This window comes from Cupriavidus sp. 05T313 (assembly GCF_056396665.1).
On record NZ_JBFTLX010000148.1, the window covers coordinates 1 to 16903 of the forward strand.

The 16903-nt window shown below is 66.5% G+C and carries 14 protein-coding genes; 10 read left to right on the forward strand and 4 right to left on the reverse strand.

The features are described 5' to 3' along the window. The coding region (locus AC1DKD_RS26790; protein ID WP_477143897.1) for a cation diffusion facilitator family transporter at window positions 1–857 on the forward strand (857 nt) is incomplete at its 5' end. Between the two features lie 128 nt (window positions 858–985). Here the strand turns inward: AC1DKD_RS26790 and AC1DKD_RS26795 are convergent. From AC1DKD_RS26795 to AC1DKD_RS26805, 3 genes are all read right to left on the reverse strand, one after another. Beyond that, complete coding sequence (locus AC1DKD_RS26795; protein WP_477143898.1) at window positions 986–2299, reverse strand: HipA domain-containing protein; 1314 nt, start codon at window positions 2297–2299, stop codon at window positions 986–988. Further along, a complete protein-coding gene (locus AC1DKD_RS26800) occupies window positions 2299–2592 on the reverse strand; it encodes a helix-turn-helix domain-containing protein (RefSeq protein WP_441629072.1) in 294 nt (97 codons plus the stop codon). The genes AC1DKD_RS26795 and AC1DKD_RS26800 overlap by 1 nt, the downstream gene beginning before the upstream one ends. 276 nt (window positions 2593–2868) lie before the next feature. Next, window positions 2869–3426, reverse strand: a complete 558-nt coding sequence (locus AC1DKD_RS26805) for a hypothetical protein (protein ID WP_441629070.1) — start codon at window positions 3424–3426, stop codon at window positions 2869–2871. 391 nt (window positions 3427–3817) lie between these two features. Between AC1DKD_RS26805 and AC1DKD_RS26810 the strand changes: the two genes are divergently transcribed. Continuing rightward, window positions 3818–5530 (forward strand): ABC-F family ATP-binding cassette domain-containing protein, encoded by a 1713-nt coding sequence (locus AC1DKD_RS26810; RefSeq protein WP_477143899.1) that lies wholly within the window; start codon window positions 3818–3820, stop codon window positions 5528–5530. Between the two features lie 10 nt (window positions 5531–5540). On the opposite strand, the gene AC1DKD_RS26815 is transcribed toward AC1DKD_RS26810, so the two are convergent. Further along, window positions 5541–6485 carry a LysR substrate-binding domain-containing protein gene (locus AC1DKD_RS26815; protein ID WP_477143900.1) on the reverse strand — a complete coding sequence of 315 codons (945 nt, stop codon included), beginning with the start codon at window positions 6483–6485 and terminating at the stop codon, window positions 5541–5543. 162 nt (window positions 6486–6647) lie between these two features. Here AC1DKD_RS26815 and gtdA point away from each other — a divergent pair, with 162 nt between their 5' ends. The 8 genes from gtdA to AC1DKD_RS26855 all read left to right on the forward strand — a co-directional run. Further along, the gene (gene gtdA / locus AC1DKD_RS26820) at window positions 6648–7694 is read left to right on the forward strand and encodes a gentisate 1,2-dioxygenase (protein ID WP_441629064.1); all 1047 of its coding nucleotides are present in this window, start codon (window positions 6648–6650) and stop codon (window positions 7692–7694) included. A gap of 79 nt (window positions 7695–7773) precedes the next feature. After that, window positions 7774–8472 (forward strand): fumarylacetoacetate hydrolase family protein, encoded by a 699-nt coding sequence (locus AC1DKD_RS26825; RefSeq protein WP_441629062.1) that lies wholly within the window; start codon window positions 7774–7776, stop codon window positions 8470–8472. Window positions 8473–8495: 23 nt separating this feature from the next. Then, a complete protein-coding gene (maiA, locus tag AC1DKD_RS26830; protein WP_441629060.1) occupies window positions 8496–9140 on the forward strand; it encodes a maleylacetoacetate isomerase in 645 nt (214 codons plus the stop codon). 57 nt (window positions 9141–9197) lie between these two features. Further along, window positions 9198–10406, forward strand: coding sequence for a 3-hydroxybenzoate 6-monooxygenase (locus tag AC1DKD_RS26835; protein WP_441629058.1), 1209 nt, complete (start codon window positions 9198–9200; stop codon window positions 10404–10406). Between the two features lie 103 nt (window positions 10407–10509). After that, entirely contained in the window at window positions 10510–11853 is a 1344-nt protein-coding gene (locus AC1DKD_RS26840) for an MFS transporter (RefSeq protein ID WP_477143901.1), read from the forward strand. A 339-nt stretch (window positions 11854–12192) separates the two neighbouring features. Continuing rightward, window positions 12193–14055: an OPT/YSL family transporter gene (locus AC1DKD_RS26845; RefSeq protein ID WP_477143902.1), complete on the forward strand. Its 1863-nt coding sequence runs from the start codon at window positions 12193–12195 to the stop codon at window positions 14053–14055. A gap of 382 nt (window positions 14056–14437) precedes the next feature. Continuing rightward, the gene (locus AC1DKD_RS26850; RefSeq protein WP_441629052.1) at window positions 14438–14644 is read left to right on the forward strand and encodes a universal stress protein; all 207 of its coding nucleotides are present in this window, start codon (window positions 14438–14440) and stop codon (window positions 14642–14644) included. A gap of 129 nt (window positions 14645–14773) precedes the next feature. Then, window positions 14774–16903 (forward strand): proton-conducting transporter transmembrane domain-containing protein (locus tag AC1DKD_RS26855; protein WP_477143903.1); only part of this gene is annotated, 2130 nt, incomplete at its 3' end.

The following is a 16903-nucleotide window of genomic DNA, read 5'->3' on the forward strand; positions in this document are numbered from 1 at the left end:
ACATCCTGCTGACCTGCATGCAACTGTTGGCCGGCCTGTTCGCCGGCTCGCAGGCGTTGATTGCCGATGCCATCCACTCGTTGTCCGACCTGGTCTCGGATTTCGTGGTGCTGTTTGCCAGCCACCATAGCAGCAAGGGCGCGGACGCCGATCACCACTATGGCCACCAGCGTTTCGAGACGGCCGCGTCGCTGGCGATCGGCGTGCTGCTGCTCGCGGTCGGCGTCGGCATGCTGTGGTCGGCCGTGCAAAAGCTCGAGCAACCGGAGTTRGTGCTGCCGGTCAAGCCCATCGCCCTGTGGGTGGCATTGGGCGCGCTGGCGGCAAAGGAGCTGTTGTTCCGCTACATGCTCGCCGTAGCCGAGCGCGTGCGCTCCAGCATGCTGGTTGCCAATGCGTGGCATGCGCGCTCGGATGCGGCTTCGTCGCTGGTGGTCGCGGTCGGCATTGGCGGCAATCTGCTCGGCTACCACATGCTCGATCCCGTAGCGGCGCTGGTGGTTGGCCTGATGGTCACAAGGATGGGCTGGACGTTTTCCCGCGACGCGCTGCACGACCTGATGGATCGCGCCGTGGACGAGCAGACCGTCGAGGCGATCCGGCAGGCCATGGCTGCCACGCCAGGCGTGCAGGGCCTGCATGACCTGAAGACACGCAAGATGGGCGACTTCATCCTTGCGGATGTGCACCTTGAGATCGATGGCGCAATGACCGTGGAAGCCGGACACCGCGTTGCCGTGGAGGCGCGCCGGCGCGCGCTGGAAGTGCGCGGCGTGTTGAATGTGATGACCCATGTCGACCCGGTCCCGGTGGTGCCGCTGCCAGCCGCGGGGCCGGTCCGGCAGGGCGCGGCATGACTGGCCGCCGCGCCTCCGGTTCCAGGAAATGAAGACAAAGACCTGACCGCGAGGTGAAATAAAGATGGGGGACAAAAGACGGGCTGTTGCCTGTGCGGCGGAGTCTGGCAAAGCCGGAGCACCTAGGCCTACAGCAAGGCTGCGTCGACCGCCAGTATCTTCGGCGCCATATCGATGAGGCGGTCGGCCTGGCGCCGGACCAGGGCGACGATCGAGCGCACCATGTCACGCTCTTCACCGACATACACCGGATCCTCCGCTTGCCCGGCGGCCTGCGCGGCAGCGGCGCGCGCCAGGCTTGTCATGGTCCGCACGGCGGTCGGCCTGCGGATGCCGATGCGTGACATGAAATCCGCGAAGGCATAGGGCGTGGCCTCCGCCATGTCGAACGCATCGCCGATCGCCATCGCAAGGTCATGCAGGAACTGATCGTACTGGACCACGGAGACCAGGTCGTAGAAGGGCGTGGGCGTCAGCCCGGCTCGCGTGCAGAAGAACGAGAAGTTCTTCCCGTGCGCGTCGCTGTTGCCGATCAGGAACTGGAAAATCGCCCATTGCAGCATGATGCGCTGGGCGACGGCCTGGTCGACCGTTTTCTCTCGCAATGAAAACAACCGTGCGAAGCTGACGCCGTCGCGGATCGCCRCAACGTCCCTGGCGGCGCCGAAATTCCGTTCGTATTTGTAGCTCACCGGAAGATCCAGCGCCTGGCATGCATCGACGATATGCAGGCGCCTGACGATGCCGTTTTCCTTCACGCGGTCAAAGCGCGTGACCAGCAGGACCGGGCTGGGGATGCGGAGTATCGACACAGGCGCCACGGGCAAGCCCAGGCGGCCGGCCAGCGTCATGCAGAAGTGTTCGTTTGCCACCATGCAGCTGGCCGAGTCATGGACCGGCTCGGGCTTGACGATGTGGGTGGACGCGACGCCGGCCCCGTCGGCCAGGTAGATGCGCTCCCCGTCCATGAAGACGGCCAGTTTGTCCTGGTAGCCGGCGATGGACAGGCGAACCCGGACATCCCAGACGGTGAAAGGCACTTGCTCCCGGTCGCGGATGCGCTGGTTCAGTTCAGCGGCGGAGATCTCGCGCAGCTGTGGCGCTTGCGCTGGCGGCGGGGCGTCGGCATGAAAGCTGAGTGCCCCCGCAGTTTCCCCGCCAAGCTGGCGGATCAGGCCGTAGACGTTGTTCTTCGAGACTTGCCCGTAGACCGAGGCGATGTCCAGTGCCCGCCCTTCGGGAAGCAGGTTCTCAATAAAGCGCCTGAGACTTGCCGAACTGGCTGGCCTATCGAAGGGGATGGCTGGCGAGAGTGGGTAGCGATGCGCGGCCGAACGCCAGGCCTCGTCATAGGCAAACGAGAAACTGTCTTCCAGCGCGTCATACTGGACGGCTCCCACCAGCTCGGCACCATCGAAAACGCGGAGCGAGTGCGTTGCCATCAGGCACCCTCGAAAGCGCTGGCGGAAATCTCGATATCCGCGGTGGCCGCCTTCGGTCCCAGGATCATGCCAAGGCCCAGTCCGGAAAGGACGAGCAGGAGCTTGTCGGTCTGGACCGGGCGGCCATTTTCCAGCCGCGACAGAAGATTCGCCGATACGCCGCAAAAGCTCGCCGCGTCGTCGATCCTGAGCTTCTGCTTGAGCCGGCGATGACGGACGAGCGCGCCGAGTTCGCCAAGACTGGAGATTTGCGGCTGGGGAGGGGGCAGGGAGGTTGGCAGCTGGCGCGGCATAGGGTTTGAGACTTCCTGGCTTCTGGGGGATTGTTTCGTCTTACGGAAACAAGCGTCATGCGAAGTGAAACCGGGCTCATTGTTTCCGTATATGGAAACAATAGGATTGATGACAGCCAAAGTCAATATAGTTTCCGTTTAGCGAAACTATAGGTGATGATGGTGACAAGGCACGATAGTTTCCGCAAACGGAAACTATCGTGCCTGATGAGGCATGCGAGGCGGCTGAAACATGGTGGCCCTCCTGTCTCGCTTCGTATCGGTTGGCATCATTTCTCAATGCAGGTCGGGTGCCGCGCCCCGGCGAGCAGCGAGATCCATGCCCCTGAGAGGGATCGCCTGCGTCCCGGCGGCACTCGCATGCCGCGCCGCGAGTTCGTATTCATGCAGGTCCGCGTCCGTCCACTTCTCGCCGTTCCAGGCCTGGAAACGCAGTTCGGCAAGCGGGATGGCCGACAACGTACCCAGCCAGTCCGTGGGGTTTGCCCCTGCGCGGATACCGTTGGCGACCATGACCATCGCCTCGGGCACGCCGATCCCCGCTACCCGCGTCACTGTAGGCCAGGGCAGCAGCCGGCCATCCGAGCCGGGCAGGCCAAACCGGTACAGACCGTGCGACGAACCGGCATCGTTCCTGGCACGGTGACAAAAAACGTCGCGGCGTTTCCATTCGATATTGGCTGCCGAGGGTTCCCACTGCTGTTGCCGCGAGAACCAAAGCACCTTGGCCGCGGCGGAGGCGAAGGGCTGCGCAGTCGGGATCAGTGCGCTGGACTGGGCAATCGTCGGCAAATGGGTCGCGGTGGTGTAGTGCCAGACGAAGTGGGTGTTCATGGTTGACTCCTGCTTGTTCACCTCCACAGTGGGCGTAAATACTTGTCATGACAAGCAAGTGCAATGGCGCATTGCTGTGCACGAAAGGGTGGGCGAGGGAAGCGCCTGCGGCATGCAAAGCCGGCAAAGGCAGGAAGGCGGCGGCTTGCCGGGCCAGCCTGCCAGGTGCCCTGTGTTATCCAGGCCGAAAAGTGCTGTAAAAGTAGAGGGCTTTACCTTGTCCGGTACTAGCTGGCGCAGGACGAGGGAACTCGGCCAGGGCCTGACCGGTCACATCCCCCATCATCACCGGAGTCAACGCCAAATGATCCTGTAAGCCCACTTCAAGACTGGTCGCGCCTGTCGAGCCCCTCGGGTTCCGGACGCGTTATCCGTATTGCCTGGAGCTTGCATGACTGACTTCACATCGATGCCGTTCGCGGTATTCTGCGCGCCGCCGTCCGGCGGTTTCCCTACTGGTTCCAATTCGAACTCCAATTCGAACTCATCCCCGGCGTTCTCGCTGTCGCTGCGCCATGTCACCGTGGCGCTGCCCGACGGGCGGGTTCTGCTGGACGACCTCAGCGACACCTTCCATGCCGGGCACATCGGCCTGGTGGGTCGCAACGGCACCGGCAAGAGCGTGCTGGCAAAAGTCATGGCGGGCCTTGTCGCGCCGGATGCCGGGCGCGTGGTCCGCAGCGGCACGGTGGCCTATGTGCCGCAAGACGGCAGACCGGCCGACGGCGCAACGCTGGCGGACGTGGCCGGCCTGACGCCGGCCTTCGACGCGCTCGCGCGGCTTGAGCGCGGCGAGGCAGGTGGGCCGGACTTCGATCTGCTGGAGGGACGCTGGGATCTGCGCGACAAGCTGCGGCTGGCCTGCGAGGCAGCCGGCCTGGGCCACCTGGAGCCGGAGCGGCCTGCCAGCAGCCTCAGCGGCGGCGAACTCACCCGCGTGGCGCTGGTTGGTGCTTTTCTTTCCGGTGCCGATGGCCTGGTGCTGGACGAGCCCAGCAACCACCTCGATCTTGTCGCCCGGCATTGGCTGCGCGAGCAGTTGCGGCAATGGCGCGGCGGCCTGGTAGTGGTCAGCCACGACCGCGAATTGCTGGAAGAGATGACGCACATCGCGGCGCTGACGCCAGAGGGCTTGCGGCACTACGGCGGCAACTACACGCTGTACGCGGCGCAACGGGATGCCGAAGCCGCCGCCGCGCAGGCCTCGCTTGACCATGCGCGCGCCAGCAGGAGCTCGGCCCTGCGCGACCTGCGGCGCCAGCACGATGCCCACCAGCGCCGCGCCGCCCGCAACGACCGCGTGGGCAAGACGGCTAACCTGCCCGGTATCTACCTAAGCCGGCTCAAGGATGGCGCGCAGGCATATTCCGGCCGCGAACAGCGGCGCCAGCAGGAAGCCCGCGCGGCGCTGGACGAAGCCGTCATGCAAGCCGCGCAGCGCACCGAACCGGGCCCGCCTGTGGCACTGATGCTGCCGGGCGCGGTGGTTGCCGCCGGCAAGCGCGTGGTGCACCTGGACAAAGCCGTCGCGCCGTTCCCGGCTGGCGCGCACCCGCTCAGCCTGACGCTGTCGGGGCCGGTGCGGGTAGCTGTCACCGGCCCGAATGGCAGCGGCAAGACGACGCTGCTGAACATGCTGGCCGGTATGTGCGGGCCCGTTTCCGGCAGTTGCACGACAGGTGTCCCCAGCGCTTGGCTCGACCAGCACGCGGCTTCGCTGCTGCCGCCTGGCCAGTCGGTGCTGGAGCGGCTGCGGGAGCTGGACAGTCCCTTGCCGGAGGGCGTGCTGCGCAGTCACCTGTCCTTGCTCGGCCTTGGCGCCGGGCTGGTGCGGCAACCCTCGGGTGCGTTGAGTGGCGGGGAACGCCTGAAGGCGGCGCTAGCGTGCGCGTTGTGGGCGGGGAGTCCGGCCCGGTTGCTACTGCTCGACGAGCCGACCAACCACCTCGACATCGATTCGGTGCRCGCGCTGGAACAGGCCTTGAGCGCCTATCCGGGCGCCATCCTGGTGGTGTCGCACGACCAGCGCTTTCTCGATGCGCTACGGCTGACACATCGGTTGGCCTGGCACGGCGGGGAGTGGCGGCTGGTGCCTTGCGGCTGAGGCGCCGGCGTCAGTTGCCCRCGTCGCCAGGGTGTTCGTCGACCGAGCGGACCGCCGCGCGCCGCAAGGCGTCGAGCGCGGCGCTCACGGCGGTGCGGCCGAAGCCATCGTCGCGCCAGTACATCGACACCGAGCCGAAGCCGGCAAGGCGCAAGGGCAGGATGCGCAGGGCGCCGAGCTGTTCCAGGCGGCGCGCGGTCCGGTGCGAGGCCACGCCGACCATATTGCTGTGGTTGAGCAAGGTCAGGTTGAGGATGACCGAGTTCGACTCCACGCAGTCGCCGGGCATGCTCTCGCCAGCCGCGTTCAGCGCCGATTCCAGCGTGTTGCGGATGGGCGTGCCGCGCGGCCAGACGATCCACCGGTAGGCACGCAGATCGCCCCAGGCGGGCTCGGCCAGTTCGAACAGCGGGTGGCGCGGGCGCGTCACGAAATGGATCGGCTCCATGTAAAGCGCCTCGGTGCGCATCTGCCCGTCTTGCAGTTCCGGGGCGGAGCGTCCCACCACGATGTCGGCCTCGCCCCGCGCCAGTTGCGCCATCAGCAGGTTCATCGTGCTTTCCACCAGCCGGACCTGGGCTTTCGGCAGGCGCTGCAGCAGGGAGGTGACGGCAAGCGGCACGGTATCGGCGGCAGAGGCGCCCGAGGTGCCGATCACGACCAGGCCGGCGCCGCCTTCGCGCATGGCCTGCATGTCGTCGCGGGCGCTATCCAGGTGCGCCTCGATGCGCCTGGCGTGCGCAATCATCGATTCGCCGTAGGGCGTCGGACGCAGCCCGCGTGCGTGGCGCTCGAACAGCGGCAGGCCGATATCGTCTTCGAGTTCCTTGAGCCATTTCGACAGGGCCGGCTGCGTGGTGCTGAGCGCCACGGCGGTCTGGCTCATATTGCCGGTCTGGGCCAGGCTGAGCAGCATTTGCAAGTTGCGCAACCGGAGGCGCTGGGTCCAATCCATCAGGGTATTCCCTTTGAGCTATATCCATATCGATATGGATAAGAGGAATTGGTTATTTTACAAGGTATATCTCCAGGCGTATAAATCTTCCATCGAAGCCCACAGCCCGCAGCCCGCCGTGGCTGCTCCCCGCCCCGCAGGGCGAAGGACCCGGAGACAAGCATGTCAGACGCAAGCAAGAACGCGGATCGCTCGGCGTACTACGGCCGCATCGGCCGCAACCATCTCGCCCCCCTGTGGGAATCGCTGCACGCGCTGGTGCCGCGCGAGCCGCGCCCGCAGGCGCAGCCGGCGATCTGGAAGTACGCCGAGATCCGTCCGCTGGTGATGCAGGCTGGCGAGGTCATCAGCGCGGAAGAGGCCGTGCGCCGCGTGCTGGTGCTGGAGAATCCCGGTCTGCCCGGCAAGTCGAGCATCACGTCCACCCTCTATGCCGGACTGCAACTGATCCTGCCCGGCGAGATCGCCCCCAGCCATCGCCACACGCAGTCCGCATTGCGCTTTATCGTGGAAGGCTGCGGCGCCTGGACCGCCGTCAACGGCGAGCGCACCACCATGCATCCAGGCGATTTCATCATCACGCCATCGTGGACGTGGCACGACCACGGCAACCCAGCCGTGGCCGACGGCGGCGAGCCGGTAGTCTGGCTCGACGGGCTGGATATCCCGCTGCTGCAGCACCTGGACGCCGGGTTTGCCGAAAACTATCCCGAAGCCTCGCAGCCGGTGCTGCGTCCCGAGGGCGACAGCTTTGCCCGCTTCGGCCACAACATGCTGCCGGTGCGCCACCGCGTCACCGATCCCACTTCGCCAATCTTCAGCTACCCGTACGCCCGCAGCCGCGAGGCACTGGACCAGCTCTACCGCAATGGCGAACTCGATGCCTGGGACGGCGTGAAGCTGCGCTACGTGAACCCGGCAACCGGCGGCTGGCCGATGCCGACCATGGCGACCTTCATGCAGTACCTGCCGGCCGGCTTCCAGGGCAAGACCTATCGCAGCACCGACGCCACCGTCTATTCGGTGGTGGAGGGGCGCGGCACCGTGCGCATCGGCGAAGCGCAGTTCCAGTTCGAGCCGCGCGACACCTTCGTGGTGCCGTCCTGGCAGCCCGTGCAACTGGCTTCGGTCGGGGACACGGTGCTGTTCAGCTATTCCGATCGTCCGGTGCTGTCCGCGCTCAACCTGCTGCGCGAAGAACGCACCTGATCTTTTTTGCCCGGGGGCGGAACGCGGCGCGTGCCCGCCCTGCAAGGCTTCATCCATTCTTTCCGTGTGAGGGTTTCCCATGTCTTTCGTTATTGCACCTCCCGCTACCGTGGCCATTCCGGTCGTGGGCAGCAGCGACCAGTTTCCCGTGCGCCGCGTCTACTGTGTGGGCCGCAACTACGCGGCGCATGCCCGCGAGATGGGCTTCGATCCCGATCGCGAGCCGCCGTTCTTCTTCTGCAAGCCTGCCGACGCGGTGATTCCGGTAGCTTATGGCGAGACCCTGACGCTGCCCTATCCGGCGCAGACCGCCAACTACCACTATGAAGCCGAACTGGTCGTCGCCATCGGCAAGGGCGGTTCGGATATTCCGCTGGAACAGGCGCTGGAACACGTGTGGGGCTATGCCGTGGGCCTGGACATGACCCGCCGCGACCTGCAGATGAAGATGCGCGAGATGGGCCGCCCCTGGGAAATCGGCAAGGCCTTCGACGCCTCGGCGCCGATCGGCCCGATCCATCCGGCCAGCGCCGCCGGGCATTTCGCGCAGGGCGCGATCTGGCTGACTGTCAATGGCGCCGACAAGCAGCGCAGCGACGTAACGCACCTGATCTGGTCGGTGGCCGAGACCGTTGCCGATCTGTCGAAGTACTTCCGCCTGGAACCGGGCGACCTGATCTACACCGGCACGCCCGAGGGAGTCGGGGCCGTCAAGCCGGGCGACCTGATGGTCGCCGGTGTGGAGCGCCTTGGCGAATTGTCGGTGCGGGTGGCCTGATTCATCTTTGCGAGGGCTGCGCCGTGCAGATCTATAGCTTCTTCAACAGTTCCACTTCGTACCGCGTGCGCATCGCGCTGGCCCTGAAGGGCCTGCCTTACGACTACCACCCGGTCAATATTCGCGTCGGCGAGCATCGCGCCGCGGACTACGTGGCCGCGATCAACCCGTCTGCCGTGGTGCCGGCGCTGGTCGACGGCGATTTCCACCTCGGCCAGTCGATGGCGATCATCGACTATCTCGATGCCCACCACCCGGAGCCGCGACTCATCCCGCGAGAGCCTGAACTGCGCGCCCGGGTGCTGGAACTGGCCAACGTGATCGCCTGCGACATCCATCCGGTGAACAACATGCGCATCCTGCGTTACCTGCAAGACACGCTCGGGGTATCGCCGGAGCAGAAAGACGCCTGGTACCGGCACTGGGTCGATGAAGGGATGGGCGCGGTGGAGCGGCTGCTCGCGCAGCACGGGCGCGGCCCGTGGTGCTTCGGGGCGGCGCCCACGCTGGCCGACTGCTGCCTGGTGCCGCAGATCGCCAACGCGCAGCGCATGGGCTGCGATACCAGCGGCTTCGAGCGGGCCATGGCGGTGTACCGCCATGCCAGCGAGCACCGGGCCTTCCGGCAGGCAGAACCTCAGCGGCAGCCGGACTACACGGCGCGCTAACCGAATGGGGTGCCCCAGGGCGTTTTTGTCCCGACGCGCGCACCCAAGGAGACCATCATGAATACCATTCGCAGCACGGACCGCAAGGTGATCGTCGTGGGCGGCGGCATAGGCGGCCTGGCCGCCGCGCTGGCGCTGGCCCGGCAGGGCATCGGCGTCGAATTGCTGGAGCAGGCGGAGAAAATCGGCGAGATCGGCGCCGGCATCCAGCTCGGCGCCAACGCCTTTGCCGCGCTCGATGCGCTGGGCGTGGGCGAAGCCGCGCGCAAGCGCTCGGTCTTTACCGACTACCTGATGATGATGGACGCCATCGATGCCACCGAAGTGGCCAAGGTGGACGTGGGCGCGCGTTACCGCGAGCGCTTCGGCAATCCCTATGCCGTGATCCATCGCGCCGACATCCACCTGTCGATACTGGAAGCCGTGCAGGATCACCCGCTGATCCAGTTCCGCACCGCGACCACGGTGTGCGCGCTGGAGCAGGACGAGCGCGGCGTCACCGTGATCGACCAGCACGGCGAGCGGCACCAGGCCGACGCGGTGATTGGCTGCGACGGCGTGAAATCGGCGGTGCGCCAGGCTTTGCTGGGCGACGAGCCGCGCGTGACCGGGCACGTGGTGTACCGCGCCGTGGTCGACGTGGCCGACATGCCTGCCGACCTGCGGATCAACGCGCCGGTGGTATGGGCCGGCCCCAACTGCCATCTCGTGCATTACCCGCTACGCGGGGGCGAGCAGTACAACCTCGTGGTCACCTTCCATAGCCGCGAGCAGGAAGTGTGGGGCGTGCGCGATGGCAGCAAGGAAGAAGTGCTGTCGTACTTCGAAGGGATCCATGCCCGTCCGCACCAGATGCTGGACCGGCCGAGCTCTTGGCGGCGCTGGGCCACCGCGGACCGCGATCCGGTCGAGCGCTGGAGCTTTGGCCGCGCCACCATCCTGGGCGATGCCGCGCACCCGATGACGCAGTACCTCGCGCAGGGCGCCTGCCAGGCGCTGGAGGATGCCGTCACGCTGGGCGCGGCCATCGAGGCCAGCGACGGCGACTTCGAGGCGGCCTTCGCGCTGTACGAGAAGGTGCGCATCCCGCGCACGGCACGGGTGCTGTACTCCGCCCGCGAGATGGGCCGGCTCTACCACGCCAAGGGCGTGGAGCGGCTGGTTCGCAATTCGCTGTGGGTGGGACGGACGCAGGAGCAGTTCTACGACGCGCTGCAATGGCTGCACGGCTGGCGTGCCGAGGACTGCCTGCGAGGGGCGCGGTAGAGCCGGCTACGAAAGCCGGAGAAAGCCAGAGAAGGCCGGGAAGGCCACCAAGGGCGAGCCGACAGCAGATCGGCCGCCTCGAAAGACAATGAAGGAGACAGCCGTGCCCACCCAACCATCCATCGGTATCACCGAGTTCATCGACCGCCAGCCCTTGTCGGCGTTTCAGGTCGGCATCGTCGTACTCTGCTTCCTGATCGTCGCCATCGACGGCTTCGATACCGCCGCCATCGGCTTTATCGCGCCGGCGATCCGCGCCGAATGGCAGCTCACGCCCGGGCACCTCGCGCCGCTGTTTGGCGCCGGGCTGACCGGCCTGATGGCGGGCGCCTTCCTGTTCGGCCCGCTGGCCGACCGCTTCGGGCGCAAGACCATCCTTGTTTTCTGCGTGCTGTTCTTCGGCATCGCCAGCCTGGCATCCGCCTTCTCCGGCTCGCTGTGGGGCCTGGTGGCGCTGCGCTTCCTGACCGGCCTCGGCCTTGGCGGCGCCATGCCCAACGCGATCACGCTGACCTCGGAGTATTGCCCGGCCAAGCGGCGCTCCTTCCTGGTGACGACCATGTTCTGCGGCTTCACCATCGGCTCGGCGCTGGGCGGCCTGGCCTCGGCGAGCCTGATCGAGGAACACGGCTGGCGCGCGGTGCTGCTGCTGGGCGGCGTGCTGCCCTTGTTGCTGTTGCCATTCCTGCTGTGGAAACTGCCCGAGTCGGTCCGGTACCTGGTGATGAGCGGCAAGCAGCCGGAGCGGGTTGCCGCTACGCTGCAACGGATCGCGCCGGGCGAGCCGATTGCGCCCGGCAGCATCGTGGTCACGGACAAGCGCATGCCCGGCTCGCCGGCCGCCCACCTGTTCAAGCCCGAGCTGGTGCGGGGCACCCTGCTGTTGTGGCTCACTTTCTTCATGAGCCTGCTGGTGATCTATCTGCTTTCCAGCTGGCTGCCCACGCTGCTGCGTACGACCGGCGTCTCGCTCAAGACCGCGGCGCTGGTCACCACGATGTTCCAGGTGGGCGGCACCCTCGGCGCCATCGTGCTGGGCTGGCTGATGGATCGCGCCAACCCGCACTACGTGCTGGCGGCAAGCTATACGCTGGCGGGCATCTTTGTGGCGGCCATTGGCAGCCTGACCGCCGCGCCCTGGCTGGCGGGCCTGGCGGTGTTCGCCGCCGGGTTCTGCGTTTCCGGTTCGCAGGTCGGTGCCAACGCGCTGTCCGCAGCCTACTATCCCACCGATTGCCGCGCCACCGGGGTGGCCTGGGCCAATGGGGTCGGCCGGATGGGCTCGGTGGTGGGATCGGTGGGTGGTGGCACCATGCTGTCGCTGGGCCTGACGATGCCGGCGCTGTTCCTCCTGGTGGGGATCCCGGCCGTGATCGCGGGCGCCACCATGCTCCGGTTCGGGCGCCATCGCGCGGGCCAGGCGCGGCACATGGCTGTGGCCGCCTGAGGGCTGAGCCGGGCGGGTAAGCTGGCTTATTCTTGAACTTTTAAATGATAATGCGTATCATTTGAGATTCTCGGATTAGTGACACGATCTGAGTCAGCAAATGGGTTCCCGGACACGTCTCGTGTCCGGTCTTTTTTGCGGGCCGCCTTGTGTAGCCTGGTAGGGCCGGCATAAGGTGCCCTTGCGCACGAACGCACGCCTCGCGCTACCCCGGTTGCGGTAGCATCTCCCCAGCCCAGGCGCGGTTGTCTCTCCAGCAGGCCGCCTCTGCCTCACGGCACTTTTTGTTTCCTTCGCGCCAAGCAGCCACTGATGCGCCAGGCGCGCATGGGGGAGCCAATGACGGCAGCCCGCAGGCCACCGCAAGACGCCGCATCGCGCGCTCATGCCGAGCCGGCACCCTTGCCGCCAGCTTACGGCGGCGACGGCACTGGCCGGCGCTGGGCCTGGCTGCCGGAGCAGGGCGGATGGCGGTACTACGCGCTGCTCGGCGCCGTCGGGGTTTTTGTGCTCGGCCCGCTCGGCGGGATTGCCGCGGCCTATATGAACTTCTCGCTCGGCTTCTTCGTGGGCGGGCAGGTCCTGGCGGGGATTCTCGGCTCCACGGTGACCTTTGGCTACGGCACCGAAGGGCGCCACGGGGCGAACTATATCCAGACCATTGCGTCGTCGGTGGCCGRCATGAGCGGCATGGCCGTTGTGATCCAGGCGATGACCTGGATGGGCATGCCCGAGCCGCCGCTGTGGCAACTGATGCTGTACATGCTTTGCGTCGGCATGTTCGGGGTGGGCGTGGGCATGCTGTACACCCCGATCCTGGTCGACCGCCTGCAACTCACCTTTCCGTCCGGCCTGGCGGTGGCCAATATCCTGCGCGCGTTGACCGATCCGGTGCTGCTCCGGCGGTCGTTGTCCCGCCTGGCCGGCGGCACGGTGCTGGGCATTGTCGGCGGTATCGGCGCGGTCCGGATCGATCGGCTTGCCGCCATCGACCTGTCGGCGTCCACCTTCGGCGCCGGCATGATCGTCGGCGCGCGCATCGGCCTTGCCGCGCTGGTGGCCGGGCTGGCGGGCTGGGCGCTGATTCCGTTCTTCGTCTCGATCGGCTGGCTGGCGCCAGGCGAGCCGTTTCGCAAGATTACCTTCCTGATCGCGCTCGGGATGATCATGGGCGCGGCGCTGGTCGATATCGCGCTGATCCTGTTCAAGGCGTACCGGCAGCACCGGCGCCTGCGTGGCAGCGGCATGCCCGGGYCGGTAGGGCCATCGCGGGGCAGCCAGTGGCGGCTGGCGGCGTGGGTGCTGTTCTGGGGCGCCGCCATCGTGGCGGTTGGTGCGGGGCTGCTCCACCAGCCCGCGGGCTATCTGGTGCTGGCGGTGCTGCTGGTGTTTGTGTTCGCGATGGTGAATGGCATCTCGGTCGGCATGGTCGATCAGAACCCGATTTCCTCGGCCTTCGTGCTTTCCGTGATCCTGATGGCCGCGTTTGGCTTGCGCGACCCGCACGTGGGGCTGATCGCGGCGACGGTGTTGCTGGTATCGACCAGCGAGGCGTGCGATATGCAGCAGGACCGCTCCACCGGCTGGCGGCTCGGAACCAATCGCACCTTGCAGTTTCGCTTCCAGGTGGCGGGGATTGTCGCTGGCGCGGTGCTGGCGGTGCTGTTCGCCAGGCTGTTCATGGGTGCCTATCCCGAGTTGGCGCTGGACCAGACCGCGCTTGCCGCCAGCGATCAGCCGCATCGCTGGGCATCGGCCATGACGTACAAGATCGTAGGCGCCTTGCGTGGCCTGACCGATGACCTGCCGCACCAGCGCACGGCGGTGGCACTCGGCATCGCCCTGGGCTTTGCCACGGCGCTGCTGCRCTTGCTGGTCAGATCGGGGGCGCGCTATCAGCGCTTCATCCAGGCCGGCAGGGTTGGACGCATTGCGGACTTCCTGCTCGATACCGTGGTGTTGCCGTCGCCCTATGCGTCCTCCTTTGGCGGATTCGTCAACCTCCCCACCTCCGCGTGGTTCGCGTTGGGCGGGGTAGTGGCCAGCGTGCTCAATAGCCTGCCGGGGTCGAAGGGCACGCCTGACCCCTTGCCCGAGGACATGAGCACGACGTCGCTGGTGGGCGGCGGGCTGATCGCGGGCGATGCGCTGGCGGCGGTGGGGCTCGGCATAGCGGGCCTGGTTTTTACGGCCATGGGCTAGCCCGCTTTGACTTGTGCATTCAACCCTCGTTTTCCTATTTGAGTTCCGGCGGGGCCGGCCAATGTGATCGGGACGGCAGGAAGACACGGGCGTTATTGTAAGAAGGGTGATTCATTGCGCCCATGCGCGATCAGGACTACCGTCGCCCGGCAGCACCTTGCGGACAGGCCGCGAAACGTGGCCACGCTCAGGTAGCGCGCCGTTTTGAATATTTTTGAGACAGATCTGAATTCTTTGTGCCTGCCAGCCGCGCGCGGGCGAGGGCGGGCGGTTGTAGCGCAAAATGATTGCCGGCGGCGCGAGCGCCAGCCGGCTGGCGCCGGACGACCGGTTCGCATGCGCGGATCGTGGCCGCGTGCATTGGATGAGAGGTGATAGCACGATGAATCGACATTGGGTCACTGGCGACCCCGCGCATGAGATCATGCGGCTGGCGGCCGAACTGGATGCCGACGCGATCGTGGTGGGCTCCAAGCGGCGCGGTGCGCTGGCCAATGCCATTCTCGGTTCCGTCGCGACGACGATCCTCGGCAAATCGCAAGTGCCGGTGGTTGTCGTCAGCCGGGGCGAGGCAACGACCGGTACCTGAAGCGCTTTCCCGTTCAACAGCCCGCACCCCACCGGTGCCGGCCACACAGGAGGGAGTGATGACCATGGTGGTGCTCGCCGCGAACAGCTTGTCCAGCCGCATCGCTGGCCCGGCGCCCGGAGGTGGCCGATGTTGATGGTCTGGCTGATTGCGCTCCCGCTTTTCGCCGCGGTGCTGATGCCGCTGGCCCGGCGTCTGGCCCGTGGCCTGGCCGCGCCCATCGTGGTGGCCACGCCGCTAGCGGGCCTGGGCCTGCTGCTCAGCGCGCGGGGCCGGGTGGCCGATGGCGGCGCCATCGTCTGGCGGCAGCCCTGGATCGAGGATATCGGGCTGAGCCTGAGCCTGCGGCTGGACGGACTGGCGTATGTGTTCGTGCTGCTGGTGCTGGGCATCGGGCTGCTGGTCATTCTCTATGCGCGCTATTACCTGCCGCGCAGCGAATCCACCGTACGTTTTTTCTCCCTGTTGCTGCTGTTCATGGCGGCGATGCTCGGTGTCGTGCTGTCCGGCAACCTGCTGCTGCTGGCGGTGTTCTGGGAGATGACCAGCATCGTGTCGTTCCTGCTGATCGGCTTCTGGTCCTATCGCTCGGACGCGCGCAAGGGCGCTCGCATGGCCCTGACGGTGACCGGCGGGGGCGGGCTGGCCTTGCTGGCCGGCGTGCTGCTGCTCGGCCACATTTGCGGCAGCATGGAATTGTCCGATGTGCTGGCGCAGGCAGGCACGGTGCAACGGCACCCGCTCTATCCGCTGATGCTGTCGCTGATCCTGCTGGCGGCGTTCACCAAGTCCGCGCAGTTTCCTTTCAGTTTCTGGCTGCCGCACGCCATGGCGGCACCCACGCCGGTCTCGGCGTATCTGCATTCCRCCACCATGGTCAAGGCTGGCGTCTTCCTGCTGGCCCGGCTTTATCCGGTGCTGGATGGCACCAACTGGTGGTTCTACATGGTCAGCCTCACCGGCCTGGCCACGCTGGTGGTTGGCGCCGGCATGGCATTGTTGCAGCGCGACCTGAAGGGCTTGCTGGCGTATTCCACCATCAGCCATCTCGGCCTGATCACGCTGCTGTTCGGGCTGGACACGCAACTGAGCACGGTGGCTGCGCTGTTCCACATCCTCAACCATGCCGTGTTCAAGGCGTCGCTCTTCATGGCGGCGGGCATCATCGACCATGAGACCGGCACGCGCGACCTGCAACGGCTGCGGGGCTTGCGCAGCTACATGCCGCATACCGCGCTGCTGGCCATCGTGGCCTCGTTGTCGATGGCGGGCGTGCCGCTGTTCAACGGCTTCCTGAGCAAGGAGATGTTCTTTGGCGAGACCCTGGCGCAAGGCCTGCTCGGTGAGTTCAACTGGATCATCCCGGCGGCGGCGACCTTCGCAGGGGCACTGACGGTGGCGTACTCGCTGCGTTTTATCTACGGCGTGTTCTTCGACGGCAAGCCGGTCGACCTGCCGAACTACCCGCCGCACGAGCCACCCCGTTCCATGAGGATCCCGGTGGAGGTGCTGGTTGCCATCTGCCTCGTGGTCGGGCTGTTCCCCGCGTACACGGTGGGGCCCTTGCTGGCCTCCGCGGCCCTGGCCACGCTGGGCGGGCCGTTGCCGGAGTACAGCCTGAGCCTGTGGCATGGCGTCAACCTGCCTTTGTTGATGAGCCTGATCTCGATGGTCTGCGGTTCGGTGTTTTTCTTCTTCCGGCGTGATGCCTTCCATCGCCATCACGCACGCATGCTCCACCTGAACGCCCGCGATGCCTTCGAGGCGGCCATCGGCTGGCTGGAGCGGCTGGCCGGCCGCATGACCGGGGCGTTCGAGAACGGCTCGCTGCAAGGCTACCTGGCGTGGATGGTGGCCGCCATGCTGCTGATTCCGGCCACTTTCCTGGCGGATCTGGACACGCTGGCCGGCCCGGTGCCCCCCGGCCCGCTCGACGCGATGACCGTGACAGGCATGGCGCTGCTGGGGCTCACGGCGATCGGCGTGGTGCTCGCTCACAGGCAACGGCTGAGCGCGCTGATCCTGCTGGGCGCGTGCGGGCTGCTGGTGGCGCTGGCGTTTACGTGGTTTTCGGCTCCCGACCTGGCGCTGACGCAGGTTTCGGTCGAAGTCGTCACAATCCTGCTGCTGGTGCTGGCCTTGTTCTTTCTTCCCATCGACCGGCCGGACGCCTCGCCGGTGTCCCGGCGTGTCCGCGATGCCTGCCTTGCCCTAGGCAGCGGCGGCTTGCTAGCCGTCCTGGCATATGCCGTGATGACC

Bases quoted from the DNA above. Each gene is read 5' to 3' on its own strand.
- AC1DKD_RS26800 (WP_441629072.1), bottom strand. From the start codon at position 2,592: ATGCCGCGCCAGCTGCCAACCTCCCTGCCCCCTCCCCAGCCGCAAATC.
- AC1DKD_RS26805 (WP_441629070.1), bottom strand. From the start codon at position 3,426: ATGAACACCCACTTCGTCTGGCACTACACCACCGCGACCCATTTGCCG.
- gtdA (WP_441629064.1), top strand. From the start codon at position 6,648: ATGTCAGACGCAAGCAAGAACGCGGATCGCTCGGCGTACTACGGCCGC.
- AC1DKD_RS26825 (WP_441629062.1), top strand. From the start codon at position 7,774: ATGTCTTTCGTTATTGCACCTCCCGCTACCGTGGCCATTCCGGTCGTG.
- AC1DKD_RS26835 (WP_441629058.1), top strand. From the start codon at position 9,198: ATGAATACCATTCGCAGCACGGACCGCAAGGTGATCGTCGTGGGCGGC.
- AC1DKD_RS26850 (WP_441629052.1), top strand. From the start codon at position 14,438: ATGAATCGACATTGGGTCACTGGCGACCCCGCGCATGAGATCATGCGG.